This is a genomic window from Streptomyces sulphureus DSM 40104 (assembly GCF_000381025.1).
GTDB classification, from domain to species: Bacteria; Actinomycetota; Actinomycetes; order Streptomycetales; family Streptomycetaceae; genus Streptomyces; species Streptomyces sulphureus.
Genome location: NZ_KB905814.1, coordinates 602,129 through 625,906, shown reverse-complemented (window position 1 = coordinate 625,906; position 23,778 = coordinate 602,129). Strand labels below are relative to the sequence as shown.

17 protein-coding genes are annotated in these 23,778 nt (G+C 70.9%); 12 read left to right on the top strand and 5 right to left on the bottom strand.

Features of this window, described 5'->3' with window-relative positions:
* Positions 1-91: 91 nt before the first annotated feature.
* The 6 genes from gdhA to F603_RS0106875 all read left to right on the top strand — a co-directional run bounded on the left by gdhA (position 92) and on the right by F603_RS0106875 (position 8,776).
* Positions 92-1,471 carry an NADP-specific glutamate dehydrogenase gene (gdhA, locus tag F603_RS0106900; RefSeq protein ID WP_019545281.1) on the top strand — a complete coding sequence of 460 codons (1,380 nt, stop codon included), beginning with the start codon at positions 92-94 and terminating at the stop codon, positions 1,469-1,471.
* 416 nt (positions 1,472-1,887) lie between these two features.
* Positions 1,888-2,637 (top strand): GntR family transcriptional regulator, encoded by a 750-nt coding sequence (locus F603_RS0106895; RefSeq protein WP_019545280.1) that lies wholly within the window; start codon positions 1,888-1,890, stop codon positions 2,635-2,637.
* 142 nt (positions 2,638-2,779) lie between these two features.
* The gene (locus F603_RS0106890) at positions 2,780-3,019 is read left to right on the top strand and encodes an SPOR domain-containing protein (RefSeq protein WP_281168868.1); all 240 of its coding nucleotides are present in this window, start codon (positions 2,780-2,782) and stop codon (positions 3,017-3,019) included.
* Between the two features lie 166 nt (positions 3,020-3,185).
* Positions 3,186-5,690, top strand: a complete 2,505-nt coding sequence (locus F603_RS0106885) for a SpoIIE family protein phosphatase (RefSeq protein WP_245600701.1) — start codon at positions 3,186-3,188, stop codon at positions 5,688-5,690.
* A gap of 277 nt (positions 5,691-5,967) precedes the next feature.
* A complete protein-coding gene (locus tag F603_RS0106880; protein ID WP_019545277.1) occupies positions 5,968-7,920 on the top strand; it encodes a SpoIIE family protein phosphatase in 1,953 nt (650 codons plus the stop codon).
* 670 nt (positions 7,921-8,590) lie between these two features.
* Positions 8,591-8,776 carry a hypothetical protein gene (locus tag F603_RS0106875; RefSeq protein WP_019545276.1) on the top strand — a complete coding sequence of 62 codons (186 nt, stop codon included), beginning with the start codon at positions 8,591-8,593 and terminating at the stop codon, positions 8,774-8,776.
* A gap of 239 nt (positions 8,777-9,015) precedes the next feature.
* On the opposite strand, the gene F603_RS0106870 is transcribed toward F603_RS0106875, so the two are convergent.
* From F603_RS0106870 to F603_RS0106850, 5 genes are all read right to left on the bottom strand, one after another.
* On the bottom strand, positions 9,016-9,642 hold the full coding sequence (locus F603_RS0106870; RefSeq protein WP_019545275.1) for a DJ-1/PfpI family protein: 627 nt from the start codon (positions 9,640-9,642) through the stop codon (positions 9,016-9,018).
* 111 nt (positions 9,643-9,753) lie between these two features.
* The gene (locus F603_RS0106865) at positions 9,754-10,551 is read right to left on the bottom strand and encodes a succinate dehydrogenase/fumarate reductase iron-sulfur subunit (protein WP_019545274.1); all 798 of its coding nucleotides are present in this window, start codon (positions 10,549-10,551) and stop codon (positions 9,754-9,756) included.
* Positions 10,548-12,485 carry a fumarate reductase/succinate dehydrogenase flavoprotein subunit gene (locus F603_RS0106860; protein WP_019545273.1) on the bottom strand — a complete coding sequence of 646 codons (1,938 nt, stop codon included), beginning with the start codon at positions 12,483-12,485 and terminating at the stop codon, positions 10,548-10,550. Before F603_RS0106860 ends, F603_RS0106865 begins: the two co-directional genes overlap by 4 nt.
* Before the next feature lie 13 nt (positions 12,486-12,498).
* Positions 12,499-13,320 (bottom strand): hypothetical protein, encoded by an 822-nt coding sequence (locus F603_RS0106855; protein WP_019545272.1) that lies wholly within the window; start codon positions 13,318-13,320, stop codon positions 12,499-12,501.
* Positions 13,321-13,397: 77 nt separating this feature from the next.
* Positions 13,398-13,685: a hypothetical protein gene (locus F603_RS0106850; RefSeq protein WP_019545271.1), complete on the bottom strand. Its 288-nt coding sequence runs from the start codon at positions 13,683-13,685 to the stop codon at positions 13,398-13,400.
* A 1,037-nt stretch (positions 13,686-14,722) separates the two neighbouring features.
* Between F603_RS0106850 and F603_RS0106845 the strand changes: the two genes are divergently transcribed.
* The 6 genes from F603_RS0106845 to F603_RS0106820 all read left to right on the top strand — a co-directional run.
* Positions 14,723-17,071, top strand: a complete 2,349-nt coding sequence (locus tag F603_RS0106845; protein WP_019545270.1) for an ABC transporter family substrate-binding protein — start codon at positions 14,723-14,725, stop codon at positions 17,069-17,071.
* Between the two features lie 175 nt (positions 17,072-17,246).
* Positions 17,247-19,151, top strand: coding sequence for a translational GTPase TypA (typA, locus tag F603_RS0106840; RefSeq protein WP_019545269.1), 1,905 nt, complete (start codon positions 17,247-17,249; stop codon positions 19,149-19,151).
* Between the two features lie 491 nt (positions 19,152-19,642).
* On the top strand, positions 19,643-21,250 hold the full coding sequence (locus F603_RS0106835) for a peptide ABC transporter substrate-binding protein (protein WP_026328199.1): 1,608 nt from the start codon (positions 19,643-19,645) through the stop codon (positions 21,248-21,250).
* Between the two features lie 99 nt (positions 21,251-21,349).
* Positions 21,350-22,279, top strand: coding sequence for an ABC transporter permease (locus F603_RS0106830; RefSeq protein ID WP_019545267.1), 930 nt, complete (start codon positions 21,350-21,352; stop codon positions 22,277-22,279).
* A complete protein-coding gene (locus tag F603_RS0106825) occupies positions 22,272-23,219 on the top strand; it encodes an ABC transporter permease (protein ID WP_019545266.1) in 948 nt (315 codons plus the stop codon). Before F603_RS0106830 ends, F603_RS0106825 begins: the two co-directional genes overlap by 8 nt.
* A gap of 11 nt (positions 23,220-23,230) precedes the next feature.
* Positions 23,231-23,778, top strand: a 548-nt coding sequence (locus F603_RS0106820; protein WP_019545265.1) for an ABC transporter ATP-binding protein, incomplete at its 3' end; no start/stop codon positions are given.

Genomic DNA, 23,778 nt, shown 5'->3' with positions numbered 1-23,778 from the left:
CCGGGGGATCGCACCGCGAGCGGACGCAGGGCTTCCCGTACGCTCGGAAGGATTGGCCAGGGATATTCCGTTTCGTAAAAGGAGCCGCCTGATGCCGCCGTTCGACCAGCGGATACCGAAGCACGACCTCTCTTCCGGTGCGCTCGCACCGCTCTACGAGAGGGTACTGCGGAGAAACCCGGGGGAGGACGAGTTCCACCAGGCCGTCCGCGAGGTCCTGGAGACGCTCGCGCCCGTCTTCGCGCAGCGCCCCGAGTATCTGGAGGACAAGCTCGTCGAGCGGCTCTGCGAGCCCGAGCGTCAGTTGATCTTCCGGGTGCCGTGGATGGACGACACGGGCGAGGTTCACGTCAACCGTGGTTTCCGCGTCGAGTTCAACAGCGCGCTGGGGCCGTACAAGGGCGGGCTGCGGTTCCACCCCTCGGTCAACCTGGGGATCGTGAAGTTCCTCGGTTTCGAGCAGGTCTTCAAGAACGCCCTCACCGGCATGCCCATCGGCGGCGGGAAGGGCGGCAGCGACTTCGACCCGAAGGACCGCTCGGACGCCGAAGTGATGCGGTTCTGTCAGTCGTTCATGACGGAGCTCTACCGGCACCTCGGCGAGTACACCGACGTCCCGGCGGGCGACATCGGCGTCGGCGGGCGCGAGATCGGCTACCTCTTCGGCCAGTACCGCCGCATCACGGGCAGGCACGAGTCCGGCGTGCTCACGGGCAAAGGGCTGAGCTGGGGCGGCGCACGGGCGCGCACGGAAGCGACCGGCTACGGCTGCGTCCTCTTCACCGAGCAGATGCTCCGCACCCGCGGCCGCAGCCTCGACGGGATGCGGGTCGTCGTCTCCGGCTCGGGGAACGTGGCGATCTACGCGGCGCAGAAGGCGCAGCAGCTCGGCGCGAAGGTGATCTCCTGCTCGGACTCCTCGGGCGCCGTCGTCGACGAGGGCGGACTCGACGTCGAGCTGCTCCAGCAGGTGAAGGAGGTGGAGCGCGGACGGATCGCGGAGTACGCCGAACGCCGGGGCGCACAGGCGAAGTTCGTGCCCGGCGGCACCGTCTGGCAGGTCCCGTGCGACGTGGCGCTCCCGTGCGCGACGCAGAACGAGCTCGGCGAGCAGGACGCGGTGGCCCTCGTCAACGGCGGCGTCCAGGCCGTGGCCGAGGGTGCGAACATGCCGACGACGCCGGAGGCGGTCCGGGTGCTCCGCGAGGCCGGCATCGCCTTCGGGCCCGGCAAGGCGGCCAACGCGGGCGGCGTGGCGACGAGCGCGCTGGAGATGCAGCAGAACGCCTCCCGCGACTCCTGGACGTTCGAGTACACGGAGCAGCGGCTCGCCGAGATCATGCGGCACGTCCACGACTCCAGCTTCGAGACGGCCGAACGCTACGGGCACCCGGGCGACTTGGTTGTGGGCGCCAATGCGGCCGGCTTCGAGGTCGTGGCCGAGGCGATGCACGCGCAGGGCCTGACCTGACGGTTCCGCGCCGCGCCCCGCGCCCGGGCTCGGGTCGCGGGGCGTACGTGCGTGGACTGCGTTGGTCCGCCAACTCCCGTGCGGGCGGGGCGGGTTCGCCGGTGCGTCCGCTCCGGCGTCGGGCGCGTGCGCGGGGCGGGGCGCGGGCGCAGCAGGGGGTGCACGTGACCGCCGTACCGTTTCAGCGTGCTGTGCTGTGCGCCCGGGTGTGGGCCTTGTGCGCCCCCTGAGCTGCAACTCATCACATCGGGTGAAACGTTGGCCGACTATTGCGCCAACAACCGTCGGTTGCCAAGCTGTTGCCCACTGTCAACTGTCGGGGTCCCCGGTTCTGCCGAGGCGCCGATCGGGGGTGCGGACGTACGCCGATCCGTTGCGCCGGTCGGCGGTGCCCCAGGGAGCCGGGAGGGGCGTCCGTGCCATTCGGTGAGCAGCCCGCGTATCTGCGTGTCGCCGGGGACCTGCGCAAGAAGATCGCCGAAGGCGCCCTGCCCCCGCACGCCCGCCTCCCCTCCCAGGCGCGCATCCGCGAGGAGTACGGCGTCTCCGACACGGTCGCCCTGGAGGCGCGCAAGGTCCTCATGGCCGAGGGGCTCGTCGAGGGCCGCTCCGGCTCCGGCACCTATGTGAGGGAGCTGCCGGCCCCGCGGCGGATCGTGCGCACGGGGTACCGCAGCGGTGATTCCTCGCCGTTCCGCCAGGAGCAGGCCGACGAGTCGGCCAAGGGCACCTGGGAGTCGGCGAGCGAGCAGGAGGAGTGCTCACCGGAGATCGCGGAGCGACTGCGGATCGAGCCGGGCGAGCGCCTGATGCGCACCCGCTACCTCTTCCGCGTCGACGGCGAGCCCACGATGCTCTCCACTTCCTGGGAGCCGCTCGCGGTGACAGGCCGCACCCCCGTGCTTCTCCCCGAGGAGGGGCCGCTCGGCGGGCGCGGAGTGGTGGAGCGGATGGCCGCGATCGACGTCGTCGTCGACAACGTCGTGGAGGAAGTGGGCGCCCGCCCGGGAAAGGCCGAGGAGACGGTGGCGCTCGGCGGGGTGCCGGGACACTCGGTGCTCGTCGTCGCGCGTACGTACTTTGCGGGAGGCCGCCCGGTGGAGACCGCCGACGTGGTGGTCGCCGCCGATCGGTACCGGATCTCGTACCACCTGCCCGTGAAGTAGGGCGCACGGGGGGGGGGCGCGTTGGGGGTGTGATCTGGCAGTGAGCCGTGCGCGGGCGGTCGTGGGAGGGAGAGGGAGGAGGCAGTCGAGGCGAACGTCTGGCCGAAATCGATGGCCCTTTGTGCAAAGGCGAATGCGGTGAGTGAATGCCGGGCGTAGGCTCCGGCATATGCGAAGTGTGAGCGGCGACAGCAATACCGTGCTGCCCTGGCACGTGATCCGCCAGGACGGCAACGGCAACCGTTACCGCGTCGGCAGCTATGCCACCCGCACCGAGGCCGTGCAGATCGCCGAGCGGTTGGGGAAGGCCGGTGGCCCCGGAACGGGCACCGTCGACGGCCAGGGCGGATACCTGGTCGAGCACATGTACCCCCCGGACTGACGCACCGGCGCCGAGGCCCCGGCGACCACGCCCCCCCCCGAACGGCCCAGATCCGCACGGTGGCCAGGCGTCCCCGCGGCCAGAATTTAAGCCGTGGGCAGACGTCCAGCTCGCTTCCCGACCGGGGCCGAGCCCGCCAGCCGAGCAAGGCAGGGGCGTGGGCACGGTGGGCACACCCTTGGGCGGTGCGACGATCCACAGCGGCCTGCGCGTCGGTGCCGTCATGCTCGACCAGGACGGCACCGTCCTCCTCGCGGGGCCGATCGTCGGCGAGATGCTGCACCGCACACCGGCGGAGACGGTGGGGACTGCCTTCGAGGGGTACGTCGCGGAGGGGCCGGGCGTCGCCGAGGTACGCGAGGTGGTGGAGCGCGAGGGCCACTGGCGGGGCCTGGTGTGCCTGCGCCGCCGAGACGGCGGCACCGTCGAACTCGCCCTGCACGCCTCCCTGGTGATCGGCGCGGAGGACCGCTCCTACCTCGTGCTCAACCTCGTCGACACCGTGCACCTGCGCACCCTGGAGCGCCGCCTCGCCGGGCTCGACGCGCTCTTCGAACACTCGCCGGTCGGCATCGCGCTCTTCGACACGGAGCAGCGGTACGTCCACGTCAACCAGGCCCTCGCCCACCTCAACGGCCATCCCGTCGACGAGCACCTCGGCCGCACCGCGTACGAGCTGCTGCCCGACGAGGTCGCCCGCGCCGTCGACCGGTTGCAGCGCACGGTGCTGCGCACCGGCCGCCCCATCGTCGACGCCGTCGTCCCGGCAGCGGACGGCGGGTCCCGCTCGGTCTCGTACAACCGGCTCACGGACGTGGAGGGCAACGTCATCGGGGCAAGCTGCCTCGTGCTCGACAACACCAGCCGGCGCGAGGCGCTCAACAAGGTGGAGCGGGCGAGGGAGCGGCTGCTGCTCCTCGACGACATCGGGGTGGCGATCGGCGAGCACCTCGACGTGCGCGAGATCGCCCAGAGCCTCACCTCGGCGCTCGTGCCCCGGTTCACCGACCACGCCGACGTCCTCCTCTTCGGCGAGGTGCTCAGCGGCGGCGAACTCCCGGGCCACGGCGCACCGCCGCACGACGCGCTCCGGCACGCGGGCACCGCCTCGCGCGCGGCGGTGCGGCGCGAGGTCGGCGACGAGAGGTTCCCGCTCGATCCGGAGAGCGTCGTCGGCAAGGTGCTGGCCGGCGGCAGGGCGCGCATCATCGACACCGCGGGGGCGCGCGCCGAACTCGTCGGCGCGGGCGCCTCGGATCTCGGTGCCGCTTGCGACCCCGATGTGCACTCCGTCCTCGCGCTGCCGCTGCGCGCTCGGGGGCTCGTCCTCGGCCTGCTCGTCCTGGGTCGCACCGACGGCACCGAACCGTTCGACCGCGACGACCTCGCGCTCGCCACCGAGTTCGCCGGCCGCTCCGGCGTCTCGATCGACAATGCGAGGCTCTACGCGAGAGAGCGCGACAGCGCGCTGATGCTCCAACGCAGCCTGCTGCCCAGCCGGTTCCCCGACCCTGTCGGCGTCAGCATCGCCTCCAGCTACGTCCCCGCGGCCTCCGGCGCCGAGGTCGGCGGCGACTGGTTCGACGTGATCCCGCTCGCCGGCGGGCGCGTCGCCTTCGTCATCGGGGACGTGATGGGGCACGGCCTGCGCGCCGCCGCCACCATGGGACGGCTGCGCACCGCCGTCCGCACGCTCGCCGGACTCGACCTCGCCCCCGACGAGGTGCTGCGCCGCGTCGGCGAACTCGGCGACGACCTGGCGGAGGAGGACGGGGACACTCCGATGGCCACCTGTGTCTACGCCGTCTACGAGCCGGCGCCCACGGTCGCACCCCACCTCGCCGAGCGCCCCGGCGCCCGGCGGCGCGGCCTGCTCACCGTCGCCAACGCCGGGCACCTGCCGCCGCTGCTCGTCAAGGAGGAGCCCGACGGGCGGCGCAGCGTACGGGAGTTGAGACTGCCCAGCGGGACGCCGCTGAGCGTCGGCGTGGTGCCGTTCGAGTCGGTGCAGATCGAGGTCGAGGAGGGCACGGTCCTCGTGCTCTACACCGACGGCCTCGTCGAGGACCGTGCACGACCGCTCGGCGAGGGGCTCGCCAGGCTGCGCACCGAGGTACGGGAGGCGGCCGAGGGACTCCGCCACGAGATCTCCCTGACCCCCGGCACCGGCCTGGCCAACATGTGCACCGACGTCCTGGAGGCGCTCGACCGCGGCCCCGGCGCGTCGGACGGGGCGGACAGCACGGACAACGCCGACGACGTGGCGCTGCTCCTCGCCCGCCTCGGTGGCCTGCCGACGGGCGCGGCGGAGGCGTGGACCTTCACCCCCGAGGAGCGCACGGCCGGCGACGCGCGCCGTTCCGTCCGTGCCACGCTGCGCAGTTGGGGACTGGGCGCGCTGGAGGACGCGGCGCTGCTCCTCGTCAGCGAGCTCGTCACCAACGCGCTGCGGTACGCGGAGGGCACCGTCGGCCTGCGGATGGTGCGCAACGAGCACTCGGTCGTGGTGGAGGTGGCGGACACCGCGCAGGACGCTCCGAGCGAACGGACGGCGGCGCCCGAGGACGAGGGGGGACGCGGCCTCCAACTCGTTGCGGGAGCAGCACACCGCTGGGGTACGCGGAGGGGACCCGAGGGCAAGACCGTCTGGTTCGAGCTTCTGGCTCCCTGAGCCCGCGTTCCGGGTTTCGCCGGGGGCGACTTCCTGCGTACGGTGCTGCCCGAGGTGCACCACCGGGTGGTGTGCGTGGTGCCGCAGCGTGCGGGGTTCGACACGGCTTCTGCTGGTTAGAAGACTGGGGTAACCCCGTGGACGGCGGGGATGTGCGCAATCTGCTCCAACCGGTGGGAAACGCACGGAGGTCGCAGGCGTGTCCGCCCGGGTGCGGCGCGCTCCCTGCGCCTCCTGGTCCCGGTGGTCGGGGCGCAGGCAGTGGGAAGGGGCGGCATTGAGCGATCTGCCAGTCGAGGCGTCGGGCAAGCCGGACGATGTGCGGCGGGCCCTCGCACTGCTCAACGCCGCGGGCGCACGCATCGGTAACTCCCTCGACCTCCAGACGACCGCGCGCGAACTCCTCGACGTGGCAGTGCCGCAGTTCTGCGACCTGGCGTCCGTCGACCTCTTCGAGGAGGTGCTCGCCGGTGACGAGCCGCCCCCCGTGGGCCCGGGTGACGGCAGCGCGCAGCTACGCCGGGTCGCCTTCGGCAGCGCCGTCTCCGACGCGCCGCTGACCCTGGCGGGTTCGGAGGAGCGGGGGCCGGACGAGAGCGAACGGCCCTACGGCGAGGGGGAGAAGCCCGTCGAGGGACCCCGTCTGCCCGCGCAGGCCGGGCCGGCCGATGGCGGCGGGGGGAGCGCTGCAGAATCGTCCCGTCGCAGCGGGCTCCCGCAGCCGGAGCACACGCCGCCGGAAGGCGCCGGGCAGTTGGGCACCGCGGTGACACTCGGCGCGACCCACCGCTACCTGGAGAGTTCGCCGTACGCCGAGGCGCTGCGGACGGGACGGGTGCAGCACGTGCCGGGGCAGGACAGTTCGGCGCCCGCGCAGTTCGGCGCCGTCGTGCAGTCGACACTCGTGGTGCCGATGGTCGCCAGGGGGCGCGTACTCGGGCTCGTGCAGTTCTCGCGCGCCAAGGGCAGTGAGCCCTTCGGCGACCGGGAGAGCGCGCTCGCCGCCGAACTCGCGGGCCGCGCCTCCGTCTTCATCGACAACGCCCGCCTCTACCGCCGCGAGCACGAGCGTGCGCTCATCCTCCAGCGCAGCCTCCTCCCGCCCGACGACCCCGAGTCGACGGGCCTCGACATCGCCTGCCGCTACCTCCCGGGCAACCCGGCTACGGAGGTCGGCGGCGACTGGTTCGACGTCATCGAGCTCCCCGGCATGCGCACCGCGATCGTCATCGGCGACGTGATGGGCCGCGGCCTGCGCGCCGCCGTCGCCATGGGCGAACTGCGCTCCGCCGTCCGCACGTTGGCGCTCACCGACATGGAACCCGCCGAGGTGCTCGGCGCGCTCGACGAGATCGCGCGCGGCCTCGGCGGCACTCCGCGCTCCCAGCGCGGCACCACCGACCTCGCCGAGGTCTACCTCGCCACCTGCATCTACGCCGTCTACGACCCCGTCTCCCGCCGCTGCACCTTCGCCAACGCGGGGCACCTGCCGCCCGTCCTCGTCGAACCGGGCGAGGACGCGCTGCTGCTGGAGGTGCCGAAGGGCGTGCCGCTCGGCGTCGGCGGCGAACCGTTCGAGGAGATCGAGATCGAACTCCCCGACGGCGCCCTGCTCGCCCTCTACACCGACGGCCTCGTCGAGTCCAGGGACCACCCGCTCGACGAGGGCCTCGACCGCTTCCGCTCGGCGCTCACCAACACCGCCGAACCGCTCGAGGACACCGCCGACTCGGTGCTCCGCACCCTCAACGTCCACCACGGGGAGGACGACATCGCCCTCCTGATGGCGCGCGTCCACGGGCTGCCCTCCTCTTCGGTAGGCGACTGGGACCTAGACTCCGAGCCGCGCTCGGTGGCGAGGGCACGCGAACTCACCCGCCGGCAGCTCGCGGAGTGGGGGATCGAGGGCCTCGCCGACACGGCCGAACTCCTCGTCAGCGAACTCGTCACCAACGCGCTGCGGCACGGCTCGGGGGAGATCCGGCTGCGGTTGCTGCTGGAGCGCACCCTCGTCTGCGAGGTCTGGGACAGGGGCCTGGTGCAGCCGCGCCGCCGCCGCGCCCACGCGACCGACGAGGGCGGCCGCGGCCTCCAACTCGTCGACCTCCTCAGCTCCGGATGGGGCAGCAGGCGCACTCCGCACGGCAAGGCGGTCTGGTTCCAACTCTCCCGCCCCGAGAACGGAGTCTCCGCTCCCGATCCGGCGGAGGCGGTGCTGAGCCTGTTCTGAGCGTGCGAGGGAGCGCGTTCGGACGTCGACGTGCCTGCGGTGCCGGGAGGTCGACGTCTCCTGCCGGCGTACGCCGGGCGCCCGCTGTGTGTCGGTGCCGGGGAGCGGCACCGTGCTGCCCGCAATGCAGCACGGCCCGCGGGCGCCGAGCCTATCCGCCGAGGCCCTGCACTGCGTCGCGGGACGGTAGCTGCCGGGCGGCCCCCGGCCGTGAGCGAGGCGTGGCCTGATTGCCGATTCGCCGCTGCACAGGACGAGTTCACGGTGGTGCTACGGCGAGCGCGAAACAGGTCGCCTCAAGTCGTCCCGGCTCCCTCTTCGCCGAGCCGGGTCTTCCGGTGGCCAAGGGGCGCGCTCCCGCGCTCGGCCGCCTGCCCGCACCCGGCGTACGCCAGCCGCTGCCGCCGGAGCCGCGCGTCGTGGTGGGGGCGTTGCGACGTAGCGCGGAACTGCCGTACGCGCCGGGCCGCAAGCCAGGGCGAGGCAGCGAGTGTCCGCTCGCCGCTGGCCTTCCACGTGGATTCACCGGTTGGTTCCGGCGTCGTTTCCCAGGGCAGGAGACAGAGAGGGCAGAAACGGCAAAGTCCTGCTGCATCGGTGCGGCACGTGCAGGATGCTCTTACAGTCTCAGCGCACCTCATTGAGTCAACTCTCGTATCCAGGGGGAACCATGAGCGCGATCAACCGGGCTTCCACCGCCCTCATCGGGACGGTGATGGCGGTCCTCATCGCCGTAGACGCCGCGCTGATCTCCAGCGACCTGGACAACGCCGTACGCTACGGGCTCGGCGGCGCGGTCGTGGTCGCCCTGGTCGTCGGCGCCTTCCAGCTCGGCCGCACTCGTCGGGAGAGCTGACCCGCCCAGTCACCCGTCCGTGATGCCGTGGTGTGTGCCTCGGCGTTCTGCGGCACAACCGCTCGTGCAGTCGGTGGCCGTCCGAGGTGCGTGTGCCAACGACCCAGCGGTGAACGGTTGAGCGGCTCAAGGAGTCGGACCGCTCCGCCCCGTCGTCGCACGCCGACCGTCGAGGAGGTCCGCCGCTGCCAGCGGCAGAGAGCCGGTGCAGGCCGAGACCGTCCGAGGGGAATGCTCCGTCAGCGTGCGGCGCGGGCCGCCAGGTAGTCCTTCGCCCCCTGCGGCGCCGTGTCCAACGACCCGGCGGTGAACGGCGGTTGCGGATCGTACTCCAGCGCCAACTGGTACGCCTCGGCGGCCGTACGCCCCGCGACGCGCTCCGCGAGGGTCAATGCGAGATCGATCCCCGCCGAGACGCCGGCGCCCGTGAGGATGCGTCCCTCGGTCACCACGCGCTCCGGCGCGTACGTGGCGCCGAACGACTCCAGGAGAGCGGCGGCGCTCCAGTGCGTCGTCGCGCGGAGCCCGTCGAGGACGCCGGCCGCCGCGAGGAGCAGCGCGCCGGTGCAGACCGAGGCCGTCCAGTCGGTCGAGGTGTGCAACCGGCGGAGCCAGTCGAGGAGTTCGGGCTCCTCGGTCCTGCGCCGCGCCCCCGGACCACCCGGCACCAGCAGGACGTCGGCCCGCTCGACCTCCGCGAAGGCTGCCTGCACGACGAGCCGAACGGCGCCGGCCCCGTCGCTCACCTCACCGCGCTCGTAGGAGACGAGCAGAACCTCGGCGTCGGGCAGCATCCGCAGTACCTCGTACGGGCCGATGACGTCGAGTGCGGTGAACCCGTCGAAGACGGGGAGGACGATGCGCATCGTCCCAGTCTGCCCCCGGTCCTCGCTCCTTCGAAGGCGAGGACGGCAGCGCGCCGGCCACCGCCCGCCTGCCTCAGCCCACCGTCCCCGGAACCCGCTCGGCCGCGCCCTTCACCCCTTCCGTCGCCGGATCTTGTTCCCCAGCCACACCACCGGGTCGTACTTGCGGTCGGCGGCGCGCTCCTTGAGGGGGATGAGGGCGTTGTCGGTGATGTGGATGCCCTCGGGGCAGACCTCCGTGCAGCACTTGGTGATGTTGCAGTAGCCGAGGCCGTGTTCGTCCTGCGCCGTCGTCCTGCGGTCGAGTCCTTCCTCCTCCGCGGCGTCGAGCGGGTGCATGTCCAGCTCGGCAACCCGCATCAGGAAACGCGGCCCCGCGAACGCCCCCTTGTTCTCCTCGTGGTCGCGGACGACGTGGCAGGTGTCCTGGCACAGAAAGCACTCGATGCACTTGCGGAACTCCTGCGAGCGGGAGACGTCCTCCTGCTGCATCCGGTACTCGCCGGGGGCTAGCTCCTGCGGCGGGACGAACGCCGGCACCTCCCGCGCCTTGGTGTAGTTGAACGAGACGTCGGTGACGAGGTCCCGGACGATGGGGAAGGCGCGGAGCGGCGTCACGGTGATCGTCTCGTCCCGCTCGAAGACGGACATCCGCGTCATGCAGAGCAGTCTCGGGCGGCCGTTCACCTCGGCGCTGCACGAACCGCACTTGCCCGCCTTGCAGTTCCAGCGGACGGCGAGGTCGGGCGCCTGCGTCGCCTGGAGCCTGTGGATGATGTCGAGGACCACCTCCCCCTCGTGCACCCGGACCGTGAAGTCCTCGAGGTCGCCGCCCTCGACGTCGCCGCGCCAGACCCGGAAGTGGGCGTCGTAGCCGGTGCTGCTCTCGCTCTCGGTGGCGGTGGTCATCCGGAAAGCTCCTCATCGGTCAGGTACTTGGCCAGCTCCTCCTTCTCGAAGAGCTCCAGCAGGTCCCGTCGGATCGGCGGCATCTCGCGGCGCCGCAGCGCGATGCGTCCGGCAGCCGGGTCGGACTGCTGCGCCGTCCCGCCGAGCGTGCAGACGAGGTTGGCCCGCCGCCACTCACGGTCCATCTGCGGGTGGTCGTCCCGGGTGTGCCCGCCGCGCGACTCGGTGCGGTTGACGGCCGCCCTCGCGACGCACTCGCTCACCAGCAGCATGTTCCGCAGGTCAAGGGCGAGGTGCCATCCCGGGTTGAACTGCCGGTGGCCCTCGACGCCCAACCGCGCCGCACGCCGCCGGAGTTCGGCGAGGCGCTCCAGCGCCTGCTCCATCTCCTCCTCGCGGCGGATGATGCCGACGAGGTCGTTCATCGACTTCTGGAGCTCCTGGTGGAGGGTGTACGGGTTCTCCGGCTGTGCGTCGTCCTCGTCGGCCTTGCCGTCGAACGGGCGGAGCGCCTCAGCCGCGGCCCGCTCAACGGCCTCGTCGCTCACCTCGGGGCGTGCCGTGCCGCTGAGCCGCTCCGCGTGCTCGGCCGCGTAACGCCCGGCGCGGCGGCCGAAGACGAGCAGGTCCGAGAGGGAGTTGCCGCCGAGGCGGTTGGAGCCGTGCATCCCGCCTGCGACCTCCCCGGCCGCGAAGAGCCCGGGCACGCCCACCGCGGCAGCGGTGTCGCTCTCCACGTCGACGCCGCCCATGACGTAGTGGCACGTCGGCCCGACCTCCATCGGTTCGGCGGTGATGTCGACGTCGGCGAGCTCCATGAACTGGTGGTGCATGGAAGGGAGTCGGCGCTTGATCACCTCTGCCGGCATGCGCGTGGAGACGTCGAGGAAGACGCCGCCGTGCGGACTGCCCCGGCCCGCCTTCACCTCGGCGTTGATCGCGCGTGCCACCTCGTCGCGGGGGAGGAGCTCGGGGGGCCGGCGGTTGCTCTCCGGGTCGTCGTACCAGCCGTCGGCCTCCGCCTCGGTCTCGGCGTACTGCTCCTTGAAGACGGCGGGGACGTAGTCGAACATGAACCGCCGGCCCTCGGAGTTGCGGAGCACCCCGCCGTCGCCGCGGACCGACTCCGTGACGAGGATGCCCTTCACTGAAGGCGGCCAGACCATACCCGTCGGGTGGAACTGGACGAACTCCATGTTGATCAGCGAGGCGCCCGCGAGGAGCGCCAGTGCGTGCCCGTCGCCCGTGTACTCCCAGGAGTTGGAGGTGACCTTGAAGGATTTCCCGATCCCGCCCGTGGCGAGGACCACCGAAGGGGCCCGCAGGACGAAGAATCTGCCGGACTCGCGCTCGTAGCAGAAGGCGCCCGCGATGCGTGCGTCCTCACCGGCGCCGTCCTTGAGGAGCCGCGTGACGGTGCACTCCTGGAAGACCTTGATCCGCGACTCGTAGTCGCCCGTCTCGCGGAAGTCCTCCTGCTGGAGCGAGACGACCTTCTGCTGGAGGGTGCGGATGAGTTCGAGGCCCGTGCGGTCGCCGACGTGTGCGAGGCGGGGGTACTCGTGGCCGCCGAAGTTGCGCTGCGAGATCCGGCCGTCCGCGGTGCGGTCGAAGAGGGCGCCCCACGTCTCCAGCTCCCAGACGCGCTCCGGCGCCTCCTTGGCGTGCAGCTCCGCCATGCGCCACTGGTTGAGGAACTTGCCGCCGCGCAGCGTGTCCCGGAAGTGCACCTGCCAGTTGTCGCCCGCGTTGGCGTTCCCCATACTCGCCGCGATGCCGCCCTCGGCCATCACGGTGTGCGCCTTGCCGAAGAGGGACTTGCAGATCACCGCGGTACGCAGCCCCCGCTCGCGCGCCTCGATCGCCGCACGGAGCCCCGCTCCGCCCGCGCCGACCACCACGACGTCCCACTCTTGGCTCTCCACTTGCGTCATCGGTGCGTACCTCTCAGAACAGCTTCGGGTCGGTGAAGGCGCCGACCGCCAGCAGGTAGACGTAGAAGTCGGCGAGCGCCACGCTCAGCAGCGACGCCCAGGCGAGCTGCATATGGCGGCCGTTGAGCTTCCCGACCCAGCCCCACAGCCGGTAGCGCACCGGGTGCTGTGAGAAGTGGCGCAGCCTGCCGCCGACGATGTGCCGACACGAGTGGCACGAGAGGGTGTACGCCCAGATCAGCGCGATGTTGACGAGGAAGACGAGGGTGCCGACCCCCATGTGCCCCCACTCGTAAGCGGAGTTGCGGAAGCCGAGCACCGTGTCCCAGCTCAGGACGACGGCGACGAGCAGCGCCGCGTAGAAGAAGTAGCGGTGGAGGTTCTGGAGGATCAGGGGGAAGCGCGTCTCGCCGGTGTACTTGCGGTGCGGCTCGGCGACGGCGCAGGCCGGCGGCGAGGCCCAGAACCCGCGGTAGTACGCCTTGCGGTAGTAGTAGCAGGTGAGCCGGAACCCGAGCGGGAAGAGCAGGATGATCACCGCGGGCGAGAAGGGCCACCACTCGCCGAAGAGCGCCCAGTTGGGGCCTGCCTTCATGGTCTGGCAGCTCTCGGCGAGGCAAGGGGAGTAGAAGGGCGAGACGTAGGGAGCCGCGTAGTAGTCGGCGCCGCTCAAGGCCCGCCACGAGGAGTAGACGACGAACGCGAGCAGACCGAACGCGGTGGCGCCTGGCGCCAACCACCAGCGGTCCTTGCGCAGATGCGGTTCCGCGATGGCGGCGCGGGTGGCGTTGCGTACGCCGCCTGGGCTCGGTGGGGGTTCGGTGCCGGTGGCCAATTGACTCTCCGCTGAGGCGACTTCGGGGGAGCCGGCCGCCCGCTACGGCGCGGCCGGGCGTTGCGGACCCGCGCCGCTCAGGGCGCTCGCCGGTCCCGCGCGCCCAGACCCTCGTCGTCCACGTCGGTCCACAGTTCCCGGTCGTACGGCGTCTCCGGGATGAGCACCAACTCCGGTCCACCTGCACCTGGCGGTTCGGGCGAGGAGGCACGCAGCAGGGAGAGCGACTCCTTGAGGTGGTCGGTGTCGCTACGCACCCTGCGCATCTCCAGACCGGCGCCGACGCGGCGTTCGAGGCGGTTGACGCTGCGCGTCAGGTCCTCCAAGCAGCGCTGTGCGGCGGTCAGTTCCTCGTCCAGAGACATGCGTGCCCACCTCCGTGCAGTGGTGGCGGCCGGCTGGTCCGTGCGCGTGGCGGAAGTGTTGCGCGTCACACTCCCGCTTGGGAAGGGCCAGGCCGCGGTTGGCTGCTTTGGAGTGGCGCACCGCCCGCGGGGTTGACGACGCCGCACCGCGACTCCCGTCCGCCCGCGTCAACCGGCCGCAACTGCCGTGCCCAGCAAGGGAGAAGGACCCCAAGAGCGGCAGGACACCACCGAGTGGTCCGGCTCACCGCTGCGTACCCGGCAGGTCCTGCCCGCACAGCCGGCAGCGAGTAGGCGCACGCCACCCCGGGCGCCCGGTGCACCGTCACGTAGACGGGCGCCCCGGCGACCGCGTACCTCCGGTGCTTCGCGCCGCCCGTGAGCTCCCCGCCCTCCACGGTCTCCCTCGCGAGGAGTGCGATCGGTACCGGCCCTTGTGCGTCCTGCGGTGCTCCTCGTCCAGCCCGCTCGGCGCCGTCCCCGGCGGACGTGGAAGTCGGGAACGACGAGTGAGGGGGTGCGCCGGGCGGCCCAATGTGGCCTTCCGGGACCTTGCGCCGGAGAGCCCGGAGGGCAGCCGGAAGCGAAGCTCGGCCGCGAGGCCGCGGCGGTGCTCGTCGGGCTGCGGCGGCGGGGAGGCGGCGCACTCCACGGAGTGGGGGCGTGCCTGCTCCCCGCGCCGCCGCCCCGGCGGCGGGCGAAGATCGCGGGTCCTCGGCCCGCCAGTGCCCGGTCGCACGGGGCGCGGCTACGCGGGGACTGCGCTCCCGGCCTCGGGACGCCCGCGGTGGAACCGCCGCGGTCCCGCCCGTCTGTGCAGCCTGCACCGAACTCCCGCGCCGCGGACGGTGCTCCGCACGGGTGGAGTGGCTCACCCGGCGCGACGTGTCAGCGCGACAGCGGGTTCGCACTCGCCTTGAGTGGCCGTAGATGTGATCAACGCACAACTGACGAAGCGCCAACGCCCCACGCGAGCACGTACAAGACACATGGACGCGCAGACGTGCAGACGTGCAGCCGGTCCGGAGGTTTCCGCCATGTCAGCCATCGACACCGCCGCGCGGCGATGCGCCGCCGTCCTCGCCGCGGGACTCCTGCTGCCCCTCGCCGCGTGCAGCTCGTCCGACGGCTCCCACGGGAGCGGAGGCGGCGGAGGCAGCGGCGCCGCCAGCGACGTCCCCGGCGCCCCCCGCGACCAGGTACGCTCGGGCGGCACCCTGCGCTGGGCGGTCGACGAGGCGCCCGCGACGCTCAACGCCTTCAGCGCCGACGCGGCCGAGGCGACCGACCGCATCGCGGGCGCCACCCTCCCCGCGCTCTTCACCCTCGACAAGAACGCCAAGCCCCAACTCAACGAGGACTACCTCGAGTCCGCCGAGATCACCGAGCGGGACCCGCGCCAGACGGTCGTCTACAAGCTCAACCCGAAGGCGAAGTGGAGCGACGGGCGCCGGATCACGGCCCGCGACTTCCGCGCCCAGTGGCAGGCGCTCAGCGGCGGCAACGGCTCCTACAAGGCCGCGCGCAACGCCGGCTACGACCGCATCGCCTCGATCGGCAAGGGCGAGGGAAAACACGAGGTGAAGGTCGTCTTCGCGCGCCCTTACGCGGACTGGAAGTCACTCTTCACGCCGCTCTACCCCTCGGGCGCCACCCGCAGCCCCCGCGCCTTCAACGAGGGCTCCCGCACTTCGCTGCCGGCGACGGCAGGGCCGTTCAGACCGGTCGGCTTCAGCCCGGGCGGGCGCCGGGTGCGGCTGGAGCGCGACTCGTCCTGGTGGGGCGAGGAGCCGAAGCTCTCCCGCATCGAACTGCGCGCCGTTCCGCGAGGCGAGCGCCAGGAAGCCCTGAAGAAAGGCGAGTTGGACGTCGCGGAGCTCGACACCACGTCCGCCGACCGGGTCGCGAAGGCCCAGGCCGCGGGGAAGAACGGGGACCGCGCGGCGGGCGAGGGCGCAGGCTCGGGCGGCCGCGTCGCGCACGACCCCGGCGGCGTCGACCCGGCCGGGGCGCCCGACGCGATGCACGGCCACGGCGTCGTCCGCGGTGCCCACCCGGAGTTCGCCGGGGACGAGCAGCGGGAAGCGCGCGCCGACGGGCCGCAGCGGGGCCACGGCGCCAAGGCGGAGCGGGAGCTGCGCAAGCTCAAGGGCTACACGGTCCGCAAGGCGCTCGATCCCGCGTACACGCAGCTCGCGTTGAACGGTGAGAGCGGCCCGCTCTCCGACGAGCGGGTGCGCCGCGCCGTCGCCCGCGCGATCGACAGGGACGAGCTCGCGGAGCATGCGCTCGGCAGGGCAGGGCTCCCGGCGAAGCCGCTCGGCAGCCATCTGCGCATGCTCGACCAGGACGGCTACAGCGACAGCAGCGACGCGCTCGGCGGCAAGGACGTCGAGTCGGCCCAGGGGCTCCTCGCCGAGGCGGGTTGGGAAGGCGTCGGCTCGCCCGGCGGCGGTGACGGCAGCGAGAAGAAGGCCGAGGGCGGCCCCGCCGAGGCGGGCAGCGCCTCGGAGCAGGACGCGCCCGCCGCGGAGTCGCCCGAGCGCCGCGGGGAGGCGCAGCACTCGGTCCGTCTCACGCGGGCCGAGGCGGCGCAGGTGGTCCGTCGGCCGCTGAGCCCGGCGCCGGAGGCGGCCGCGCAGCGCGCCGGTCTACTGGAGCAGGCGGCGGCCTCCGCGCTCCGCGGTGTGCACGCCGAAGCCGACGACGCAAAGCCGGGCCGCGGCGAGCCGGGCGCGGGCAACCCCGAGGCGAAGCAGCTCCGCGCGGCGAAGGCGCAGCTCGCCGAGGCGCGCACGGCACGCGCCCACGCGCGGGAGCTCAGACTCGCGTCGAACGGCTCCTCCTCGGCGGTGCGGATGAAGGGAGGCAAGCCGCTGGCGCTTCGCTTCGTGCTGCCGAAGGGGCCGGGCACCGCCGAGATCCGTGCGACGGGCGAGCGGATCGCCTCCGCCCTCGACGACGTCGGGGTGCGTACGCAGGTGCTGAAGGTCCCCGGTGAGAAGTACTTCAAGGAGTACGTCGCCGAGGGCGAGTACGACCTGGCGCTCTACTCCTGGCCGGCCTCCGCCTACCCGGCGACGGACGCGCGTCCGATCTTCGCGAAGCCCCAGCCGGCAGCGGACGGCTCGCTCCAGGTCGAGCAGAATTACACCCGCGTCGGCACCGACCAGATCGACCAGCTCTTCGAGCAGGCGGCAGGCGAGCTCGACGACGACGAGCGCAGGGAGCTCATCGGGAAGGCGGACGCCCGCATCTGGGCCGCGGCCGGCTCCGTCCCGCTCTACCAGCGTCCGCAGCTCGTCGCGGTGAAGGAGGGCGTCGCCAACGCGGGGGCCTTCGGTTTCCAGACCCCGCGCTACCAGGACATCGGGTTCAAGGGGTAGCCGAGTCGCGGCCGCCCCGGGGAGGTGCGCGGGCGTGGGCGGCGGCCCGCGGTCGGTGTACCTCCCCGGGCCCCGCGTACCATGGTTGACGAGGCCGCGGCAAGACCAGCCCGGCAGGGCGCAGGGTTACGACGCAGCGCCGCCCCACCAGCCAACCCGGGAGAGTTGCTCCAGGATGCCCAGCACCGTCGAGGAAACGTCCGCCGCGCAGACCGTGGCCCGCGAGGACATCAGGAACGTCGCCATCGTCGCGCACGTCGACCACGGCAAGACGACCCTGGTCGACGCGATGCTCAAGCAGGCAGGTGCCTTCGGCGCGCACCAGCTCGAGTCGGTCGACGATCGCGTGATGGACTCCAGCGACCTGGAGCGCGAGAAGGGCATCACGATCCTCGCGAAGAACACCGCGGTCCGGTACATCCCCAAAGAGGGGGACCCGGTCACGATCAACATCATCGACACCCCGGGCCACGCCGACTTCGGCGGCGAGGTCGAGCGGGGCCTCTCGATGGTCGACGCGGTCGTCCTGCTCGTCGACGCCTCCGAGGGGCCGCTGCCGCAGACGCGGTTCGTCCTCCGCAAGGCGCTCGACGCCCGCCTCCCCGTGATCCTCTGCGTCAACAAGACGGACCGTCCCGACGCGCAGATCTCCCAGATCCTCGACGACACCTACGGCCTCTTCCTCGACCTCGACGCGGACGAGGAGCAGATCGAGTTCCCCATCGTCTACGCCTGTGCCAGGGACGGCATCGCCTCCCTGACGCAGCCGGAGGACGGCGCGGTCCCGCAGGACAGCGACAGCCTGGAGCCGTTCTTCACCACGCTGCTGGAGACGGTCCCCGCCCCGCGGTACGTTCCCGAGGCGCCGCTCCAGGCCCACGTCACCAACCTCGACGCGGACAACTTCCTCGGCCGTATCGCGCTGCTGAGGGTGAAGCAGGGCTCGCTGAAGAAGGGCCAGACCGTGGCCTGGATGCGGCGGGACGGCTCGGTCCAGAGCGTCCGGGTCAGCGAGCTGCTGATGACGGAGGCGCTCACCCGCAAGCCGGCCGAGGTCGCTGGCCCCGGCGACATCTGCGCCGTCGCCGGTATCCCCGACATCATGATCGGCGAGACCCTCGCCGACGCGGAGAACCCGGTGGCGCTGCCGCTCATCACGGTCGACGAGCCGGCGATCTCGATGACGATCGGCACCAACACCTCCCCGCTCGTCGGCAAAGGCGGCAAGGGGCACAAGGTCACCGCACGGCTCGTGAAGGACCGGCTCGACCGCGAGCTCGTCGGCAACGTCTCGCTGCGGGTGCTGCCGACCGAGCGTCCGGACGCGTGGGAGGTGCAGGGCCGCGGCGAGCTGGCGCTGGCGATCCTCGTGGAGACGATGCGCCGTGAGGGCTTCGAGCTCACCGTCGGCAAGCCCGAGGTGGTGACGAAGGAGATCGACGGCAAGCTCCACGAGCCGATCGAGCGCATGACGATCGACGCGCCGGAGGAGCACCTCGGCGCGATCACGCAGGTGATGGCGACCCGCAAGGGCCGCATGGAGACGATGACCAACCACGGGTCCGGCTGGGTCCGCATGGAGTGGATCGTGCCCGCCCGCGGACTCATCGGTTTCCGGACGGAGTTCCTCACGGAGACGAGGGGCACGGGCATCGCGCACTCGCTCTTCGAGGGCCACGAGCCGTGGTTCGGCGACCTGCGCACCCGCCGCAGCGGCTCGCTCGTCGCCGACCGCCCGGGCGTGACGACCCCGTTCGCGATGATGAACCTCCAGGAGCGCGGCGTCATCTTCACTGAGTCGGGCACCGAGGTGTACGAGGGCATGATCATCGGGGAGAACTCCCGCTCCGACGACATGGACGTCAACATCACCAAGGAGAAGAAGCTCACCAACATGCGTGCGGCCTCCGCCGACAACACGGAGAGCCTCGTCCCGCCGCGGAAGCTTTCGCTGGAGCAGGCGCTGGAGTTCTGCCGCGAGGACGAGTGCGTGGAGGTCACGCCGGACACGGTGCGTATCCGCAAGGTGGTGCTCGACCAGAAGGAGCGCGGCAGGGCGGCGGCCCGGGCCAAGCGCTGAGCTCCAACTCCCGGTCGATACGCGGCAGTTGGGCAAAACACCGCACGCTCCGCATAACGGTGGCCGTGCTCGGATAGCGGATACCGGATGGTGACCTCTCCTAGATCCGAGGGAGATCCGGTGTAGTTGTCATGGAGGGGGTCGCTTCTCGAACGGGAGGCGACCCCCTCTAGTCTGTCCGCATTGCGGACGTGATCTTGGGGATGCCGTCGGGATAGCTCGTTAAAGTTGCGTTTCACCTGTGGTGCTTTAGGGGTCAATGTCCGTTTATCGAACGCCATTGCCGCTGACGTGACCGAAACGAGATCTGGAACCCCTGGTTCCAGTGGGGGGATTGACCCATAGTAAGGGCGTAAAGCTCGGGTTAGTGGGTCACGCACCGCATGGGCGCCGGCTCCGAGCGCGGGGCCTCACCCCGTCCGACAGTGTCGCCGGATCGGGAGGGCCGCCCCCTTTCTCCATTCGGTGAACTGACTCAGGAGGACGCCCTGATGCGTGCTGCGAGAAGCATGAAGTGGGCCGCGACGGCGGCAGCGATAGCCGTCGCCGCGACGGCCTGCGGCTCCGGTGACAACAGCGATTCGGACGAGAACAAGCCCGACGGCTACGTCTCGATCTTCCATGGTGAGCCGCAGCGCGCGCTGCTTCCCTCGAACACCAACGAGAGCTTCGGCGGCTACGTCGTCGAGAACGTCTTCAGCACCCTCGTCGACTACAACGAGAAGGGCAAGCTCCAGAACGCCAACGCCGAGTCGGTCGAGACCGACGACAGCAAGACGTGGACGATCAAGCTCAAGAAGGGCTGGAAGTTCCACAACGGCGAGGACGTCACGGCCGAGTCCTACGTCAAGGCGTGGAACTGGTACGCCAACGTCAAGAACAACCAGTCCAACAGCGCCTGGTTCGAGCAGATCAAGGGCTACGAGGACGTCCACCCGGAGAAGGGCGACCCGAAGAAGGACGAGATGGAGGGCCTGAAGGTCGTCGACGACCACACCTTCACGGTCGAACTCTCGGAGCGTGTCTCCTACTTCAACTACATGCTCGGCTACTCGACGTTCGCGCCGGTCCCCGAGGCGTTCTACAAGGACCCGAAGGCGTTCGGCCAGAAGCCGATCGGCAACGGCCCCTACAAGTTCGAGAAGTGGAACCACAACAAGCTGATCCAGGTCGCTGCCTGGGACGGCTACAAGGGCTCGGACAAGCCGAAGAACAAGGGCATCCAGTTCAAGAACTACTCCACGATCGAGGGCGCCTACCAGGACGTCCTCTCGGGGAACCTCGACGCGGCCGACCAGGTCGGGCCGAAGGACCGCCCCAAGCGGAAGCAGGACTTCGGCAACCGCTCGATCGACAAGCCGTACGCCGGCAACACCACGATCGCGCCGGCCTTCTACGCCAAGCCGTTCAAGGACGTCGACCCGAAGGTCATCCAGGGCCTCTCGATGGCGATCGACCGCGACACCATCACCAAGACCGTCCTCGACGGCACCGCGGTCCCCGCCAAGTCCTTCGTGCCGGCGAACGTCGAGGGCTTCGAGGCGCTCGACACCGACGTCCTGAGCTACAACCCGAAGAAGGCGAAGCAGCTCATCAAGGAGGGCGGCGGCGTCCCGGGCAACAAGATCTGGATTCAGTTCAACGCCGACGGCGGCCACAAGGAGTGGATCACCTCCGTCTGCGACTCGATCCGCAAGGCGGCCGGTGTCGAGTGCCTCGCCGACTCCAAGCCGAGCTTCGAGACGGACCTCAAGGAGCGCGACGCCGACAACGTTAAGGGCACCTACCGCGCCGGATGGCTGGGCGACTACCCGCTCAACATCAACTTCCTGAGGGACCTCTACCGCACCGGTGCCGACGCCAACTACGGTCGCTTCTCCGACAAGGAGGTCGACGGCCTTTTCAAGGACGGCGACAAGGCCGCGGACCTCGACGCCGCGGTGAAGGACTACCAGAAGGCCGAGGACAAGCTCCTCCAGGAGATGCCGGCGATCCCGCTCTGGGACATGACGGCCAGCATCGTCCACAGCGAGCACGTGAAGAACGTCAAGGCGAACTGGGACGGCCACATCCTTCTGCGCGACGTGATCGCCAAGTAACCGACCGCGCGATCCCCGGCGGGCGCCGGACCTCCGCGACCCGGAGGACCGGCCCCGCCGGACCGCTTCCCTCTCACGTTTCCCCCCAACGGAGGCACCATGGGGCGCTACGTCGCTCGGCGACTGCTCCAGATGATCCCGGTCTTCATCGGGTCGACTGCCCTCATTTTCTGCGCCATGTACGCCCTACCCGGCGATCCGGTCCGGACGATGATGGGCGAAAAGTCCTACGACCCCGCGCAGATCGCGAACATCAAGGCCGACCTCGGCCTCGACCTGCCCCTCTGGCACCAGTACTGGAACTACCTCACGGGCCTCTTCCAGGGCGACTTCGGCACCCAGATAGCCAGCGGCCGACCCGTCTCCGAGGTCATCGCGGACGCGCTGCCCGTCACGATCCAACTGACGCTCTACTCGTTCGCGATCATCGTGGTCGTCGGCATCGCGCTCGGCCTCCTCGGCGGCCTGCGCGCCGACACCTGGGTCGACCGGGTGCTGCTCGTCTTCACGATGCTGCTGATCTCGATCCCGGTCTTCGTGCTCGGCTACATCTTCCAGTACTTCTTCGCCTTCGAGCTCCAGTGGGTCACCCCCACCGTCCAGAGTTCGGATTCCTGGGGGCAGTTGACGCTCCCCGCTGTGGTCCTCGCCGGGCTGTCGCTCGCCTACGTGGTGCGCCTGACCCGGACTTCCGTCGCGGAGAACCTGCGCTCCGACTTCGTACGCACCGCCGTCGCCAAAGGGCTGCCGCGGCGTCGTGTGGTCGGCATCCACCTGATGCGCAACTCGCTGATCCCGGTGGTCACCTTCCTCGGCACCGAGTTGGGCGCCCTCCTCGCCGGCGCCGTCGTCACCGAGGGCATCTTCAACGTGCACGGCATCGGCAACGTGATCTACCAGTCGCTGATGCGGCTGGAGGGGGCGACCGTCGTCGGCGTCGTCTCCCTGATCGTCATCCTGTACCTCGCCACCAGCCTGATCGTGGACCTGCTCTACGCGGTCCTCGACCCGAGGATTCGCTATGCCTGAGCCCGCCCTCACAAAGGAACGCCGGGACGACCCCGCGGCAGGTGCCGCCTTGACCGAGGCCGCCCCCAAGCCGGAAAAGGCGCGCAGCCTGTGGCAGGACGCCTGGCGGAACCTGCGGAGCAACCCGCTGTTCCTGATCTCCGCGGTACTGATCCTGGTGCTGCTCACGATGGTCGCCTTCCCCGGACTCTTCGCCGACGGCTCCCCGCGCGACGGCGACCAGGCCGCGCACTACCTCACCGAGCCCAACCTCGGGCACCTCTTCGCCAACGACTGGCTGGGCTACGACGCACACGGCCGCTCGGTCTACGTCCGGGTCATCCACGGCGCCCGCGCCTCGGTGATCGCGGGCATCGCGGTGACCCTGGTCGTCGCCGTCTTCGGCACCATCGTGGGCATGCTCGCCGGGTACTTCGGCGGATGGCTCGACTCGCTGCTCTCCCGGATCACCGACATCTTCTTCGGCATCCCGTTCCTCCTCGGCGCCATGGTGGTGCTCACGGCGGTCGGCGAGCGGAGCCTCTGGATGGTGATCACCGCCCTCGCGATCCTCGGCTGGACCCAAGTGGCGCGCGTCGCGCGGGGTTCGGTGCTGACGGTGAAGCAGTCCGACTACGTGCAGGCCGCGAAGGCGCTCGGTGCCAGTACGTGGCGCATCCTGATGCGACACGTGCTGCCCAACGCCATCGCACCGGTGATCGTCGTCGCCACCGTGGCGCTCGGCGGCTACATCGGCGCCGAGGCGACGCTCTCCTACCTCGGGCTCGGCCTTGCGGAGCCCGCGGTCTCCTGGGGCGTCGACATCGACGCCGGCAAGGACCAGCTCCGCAACGCGCCCCACGTGCTGCTCTTCCCGGCGTTGATGGTGTCGCTCACCGTCCTCGCCTTCATCATGCTCGGCGATGCGGTACGCAGCGCCCTCGACCCGAAGTCCCGCTGAGGGAGGCGTACATGACTCTGCTCGAAGTGCGCGATCTGCACGTGGAGTTCCAGACCAAGGACGGTGCCGTCAAGGCCGTCAACGGTGTCGACTACAGCGTCGAGGCCGGTGAGACGCTGGCGGTGCTCGGCGAGTCCGGCTCGGGGAAGTCGGTGAGCGCCCAGGCGATCATGGGCATCCTCGACATGCCGCCCGGGCGCATACCCAAGGGCGAGATCCTCTACCGCGGCGACGACCTGCTGACGATGGGCCGCGAGGAGCGGCGCAAGATCCGCGGGGCGAAGATCGCGATGATTTTCCAGGACGCGCTCTCGGCGCTCAACCCCGTGCTGACGGTGGGCTACCAGCTCGGTGAGATGTACCGGGTGCACCGCGGAGCCTCCCGCAAGGAGGCGAAGGCGAAGGCCGTCGAGCTCATGGAGCGGGTGAAGATCCCCGCGGCCGCCGCCCGCGTCGGCGACTACCCGCATCAGTTCTCGGGTGGGATGCGGCAGCGGATCATGATTGCGATGGCGTTGGCGTTGGAGCCGGATCTGATCATTGCGGATGAGCCGACGAC

Coding starts and splice junctions, on each gene's coding strand:
- gdhA (WP_019545281.1), top strand. CDS start 92: ATGCCGCCGTTCGACCAGCGGATACCGAAGCACGACCTCTCTTCCGGT.
- F603_RS0106875 (WP_019545276.1), top strand. CDS start 8,591: ATGAGCGCGATCAACCGGGCTTCCACCGCCCTCATCGGGACGGTGATG.
- F603_RS0106870 (WP_019545275.1), bottom strand. CDS start 9,642: ATGCGCATCGTCCTCCCCGTCTTCGACGGGTTCACCGCACTCGACGTC.
- F603_RS0106865 (WP_019545274.1), bottom strand. CDS start 10,551: ATGACCACCGCCACCGAGAGCGAGAGCAGCACCGGCTACGACGCCCAC.
- F603_RS0106860 (WP_019545273.1), bottom strand. CDS start 12,485: ATGACGCAAGTGGAGAGCCAAGAGTGGGACGTCGTGGTGGTCGGCGCG.
- F603_RS0106850 (WP_019545271.1), bottom strand. CDS start 13,685: ATGTCTCTGGACGAGGAACTGACCGCCGCACAGCGCTGCTTGGAGGAC.
- F603_RS0106845 (WP_019545270.1), top strand. CDS start 14,723: ATGTCAGCCATCGACACCGCCGCGCGGCGATGCGCCGCCGTCCTCGCC.
- typA (WP_019545269.1), top strand. CDS start 17,247: ATGCCCAGCACCGTCGAGGAAACGTCCGCCGCGCAGACCGTGGCCCGC.
- F603_RS0106835 (WP_026328199.1), top strand. CDS start 19,643: ATGCGTGCTGCGAGAAGCATGAAGTGGGCCGCGACGGCGGCAGCGATA.
- F603_RS0106830 (WP_019545267.1), top strand. CDS start 21,350: ATGGGGCGCTACGTCGCTCGGCGACTGCTCCAGATGATCCCGGTCTTC.
- F603_RS0106825 (WP_019545266.1), top strand. CDS start 22,272: ATGCCTGAGCCCGCCCTCACAAAGGAACGCCGGGACGACCCCGCGGCA.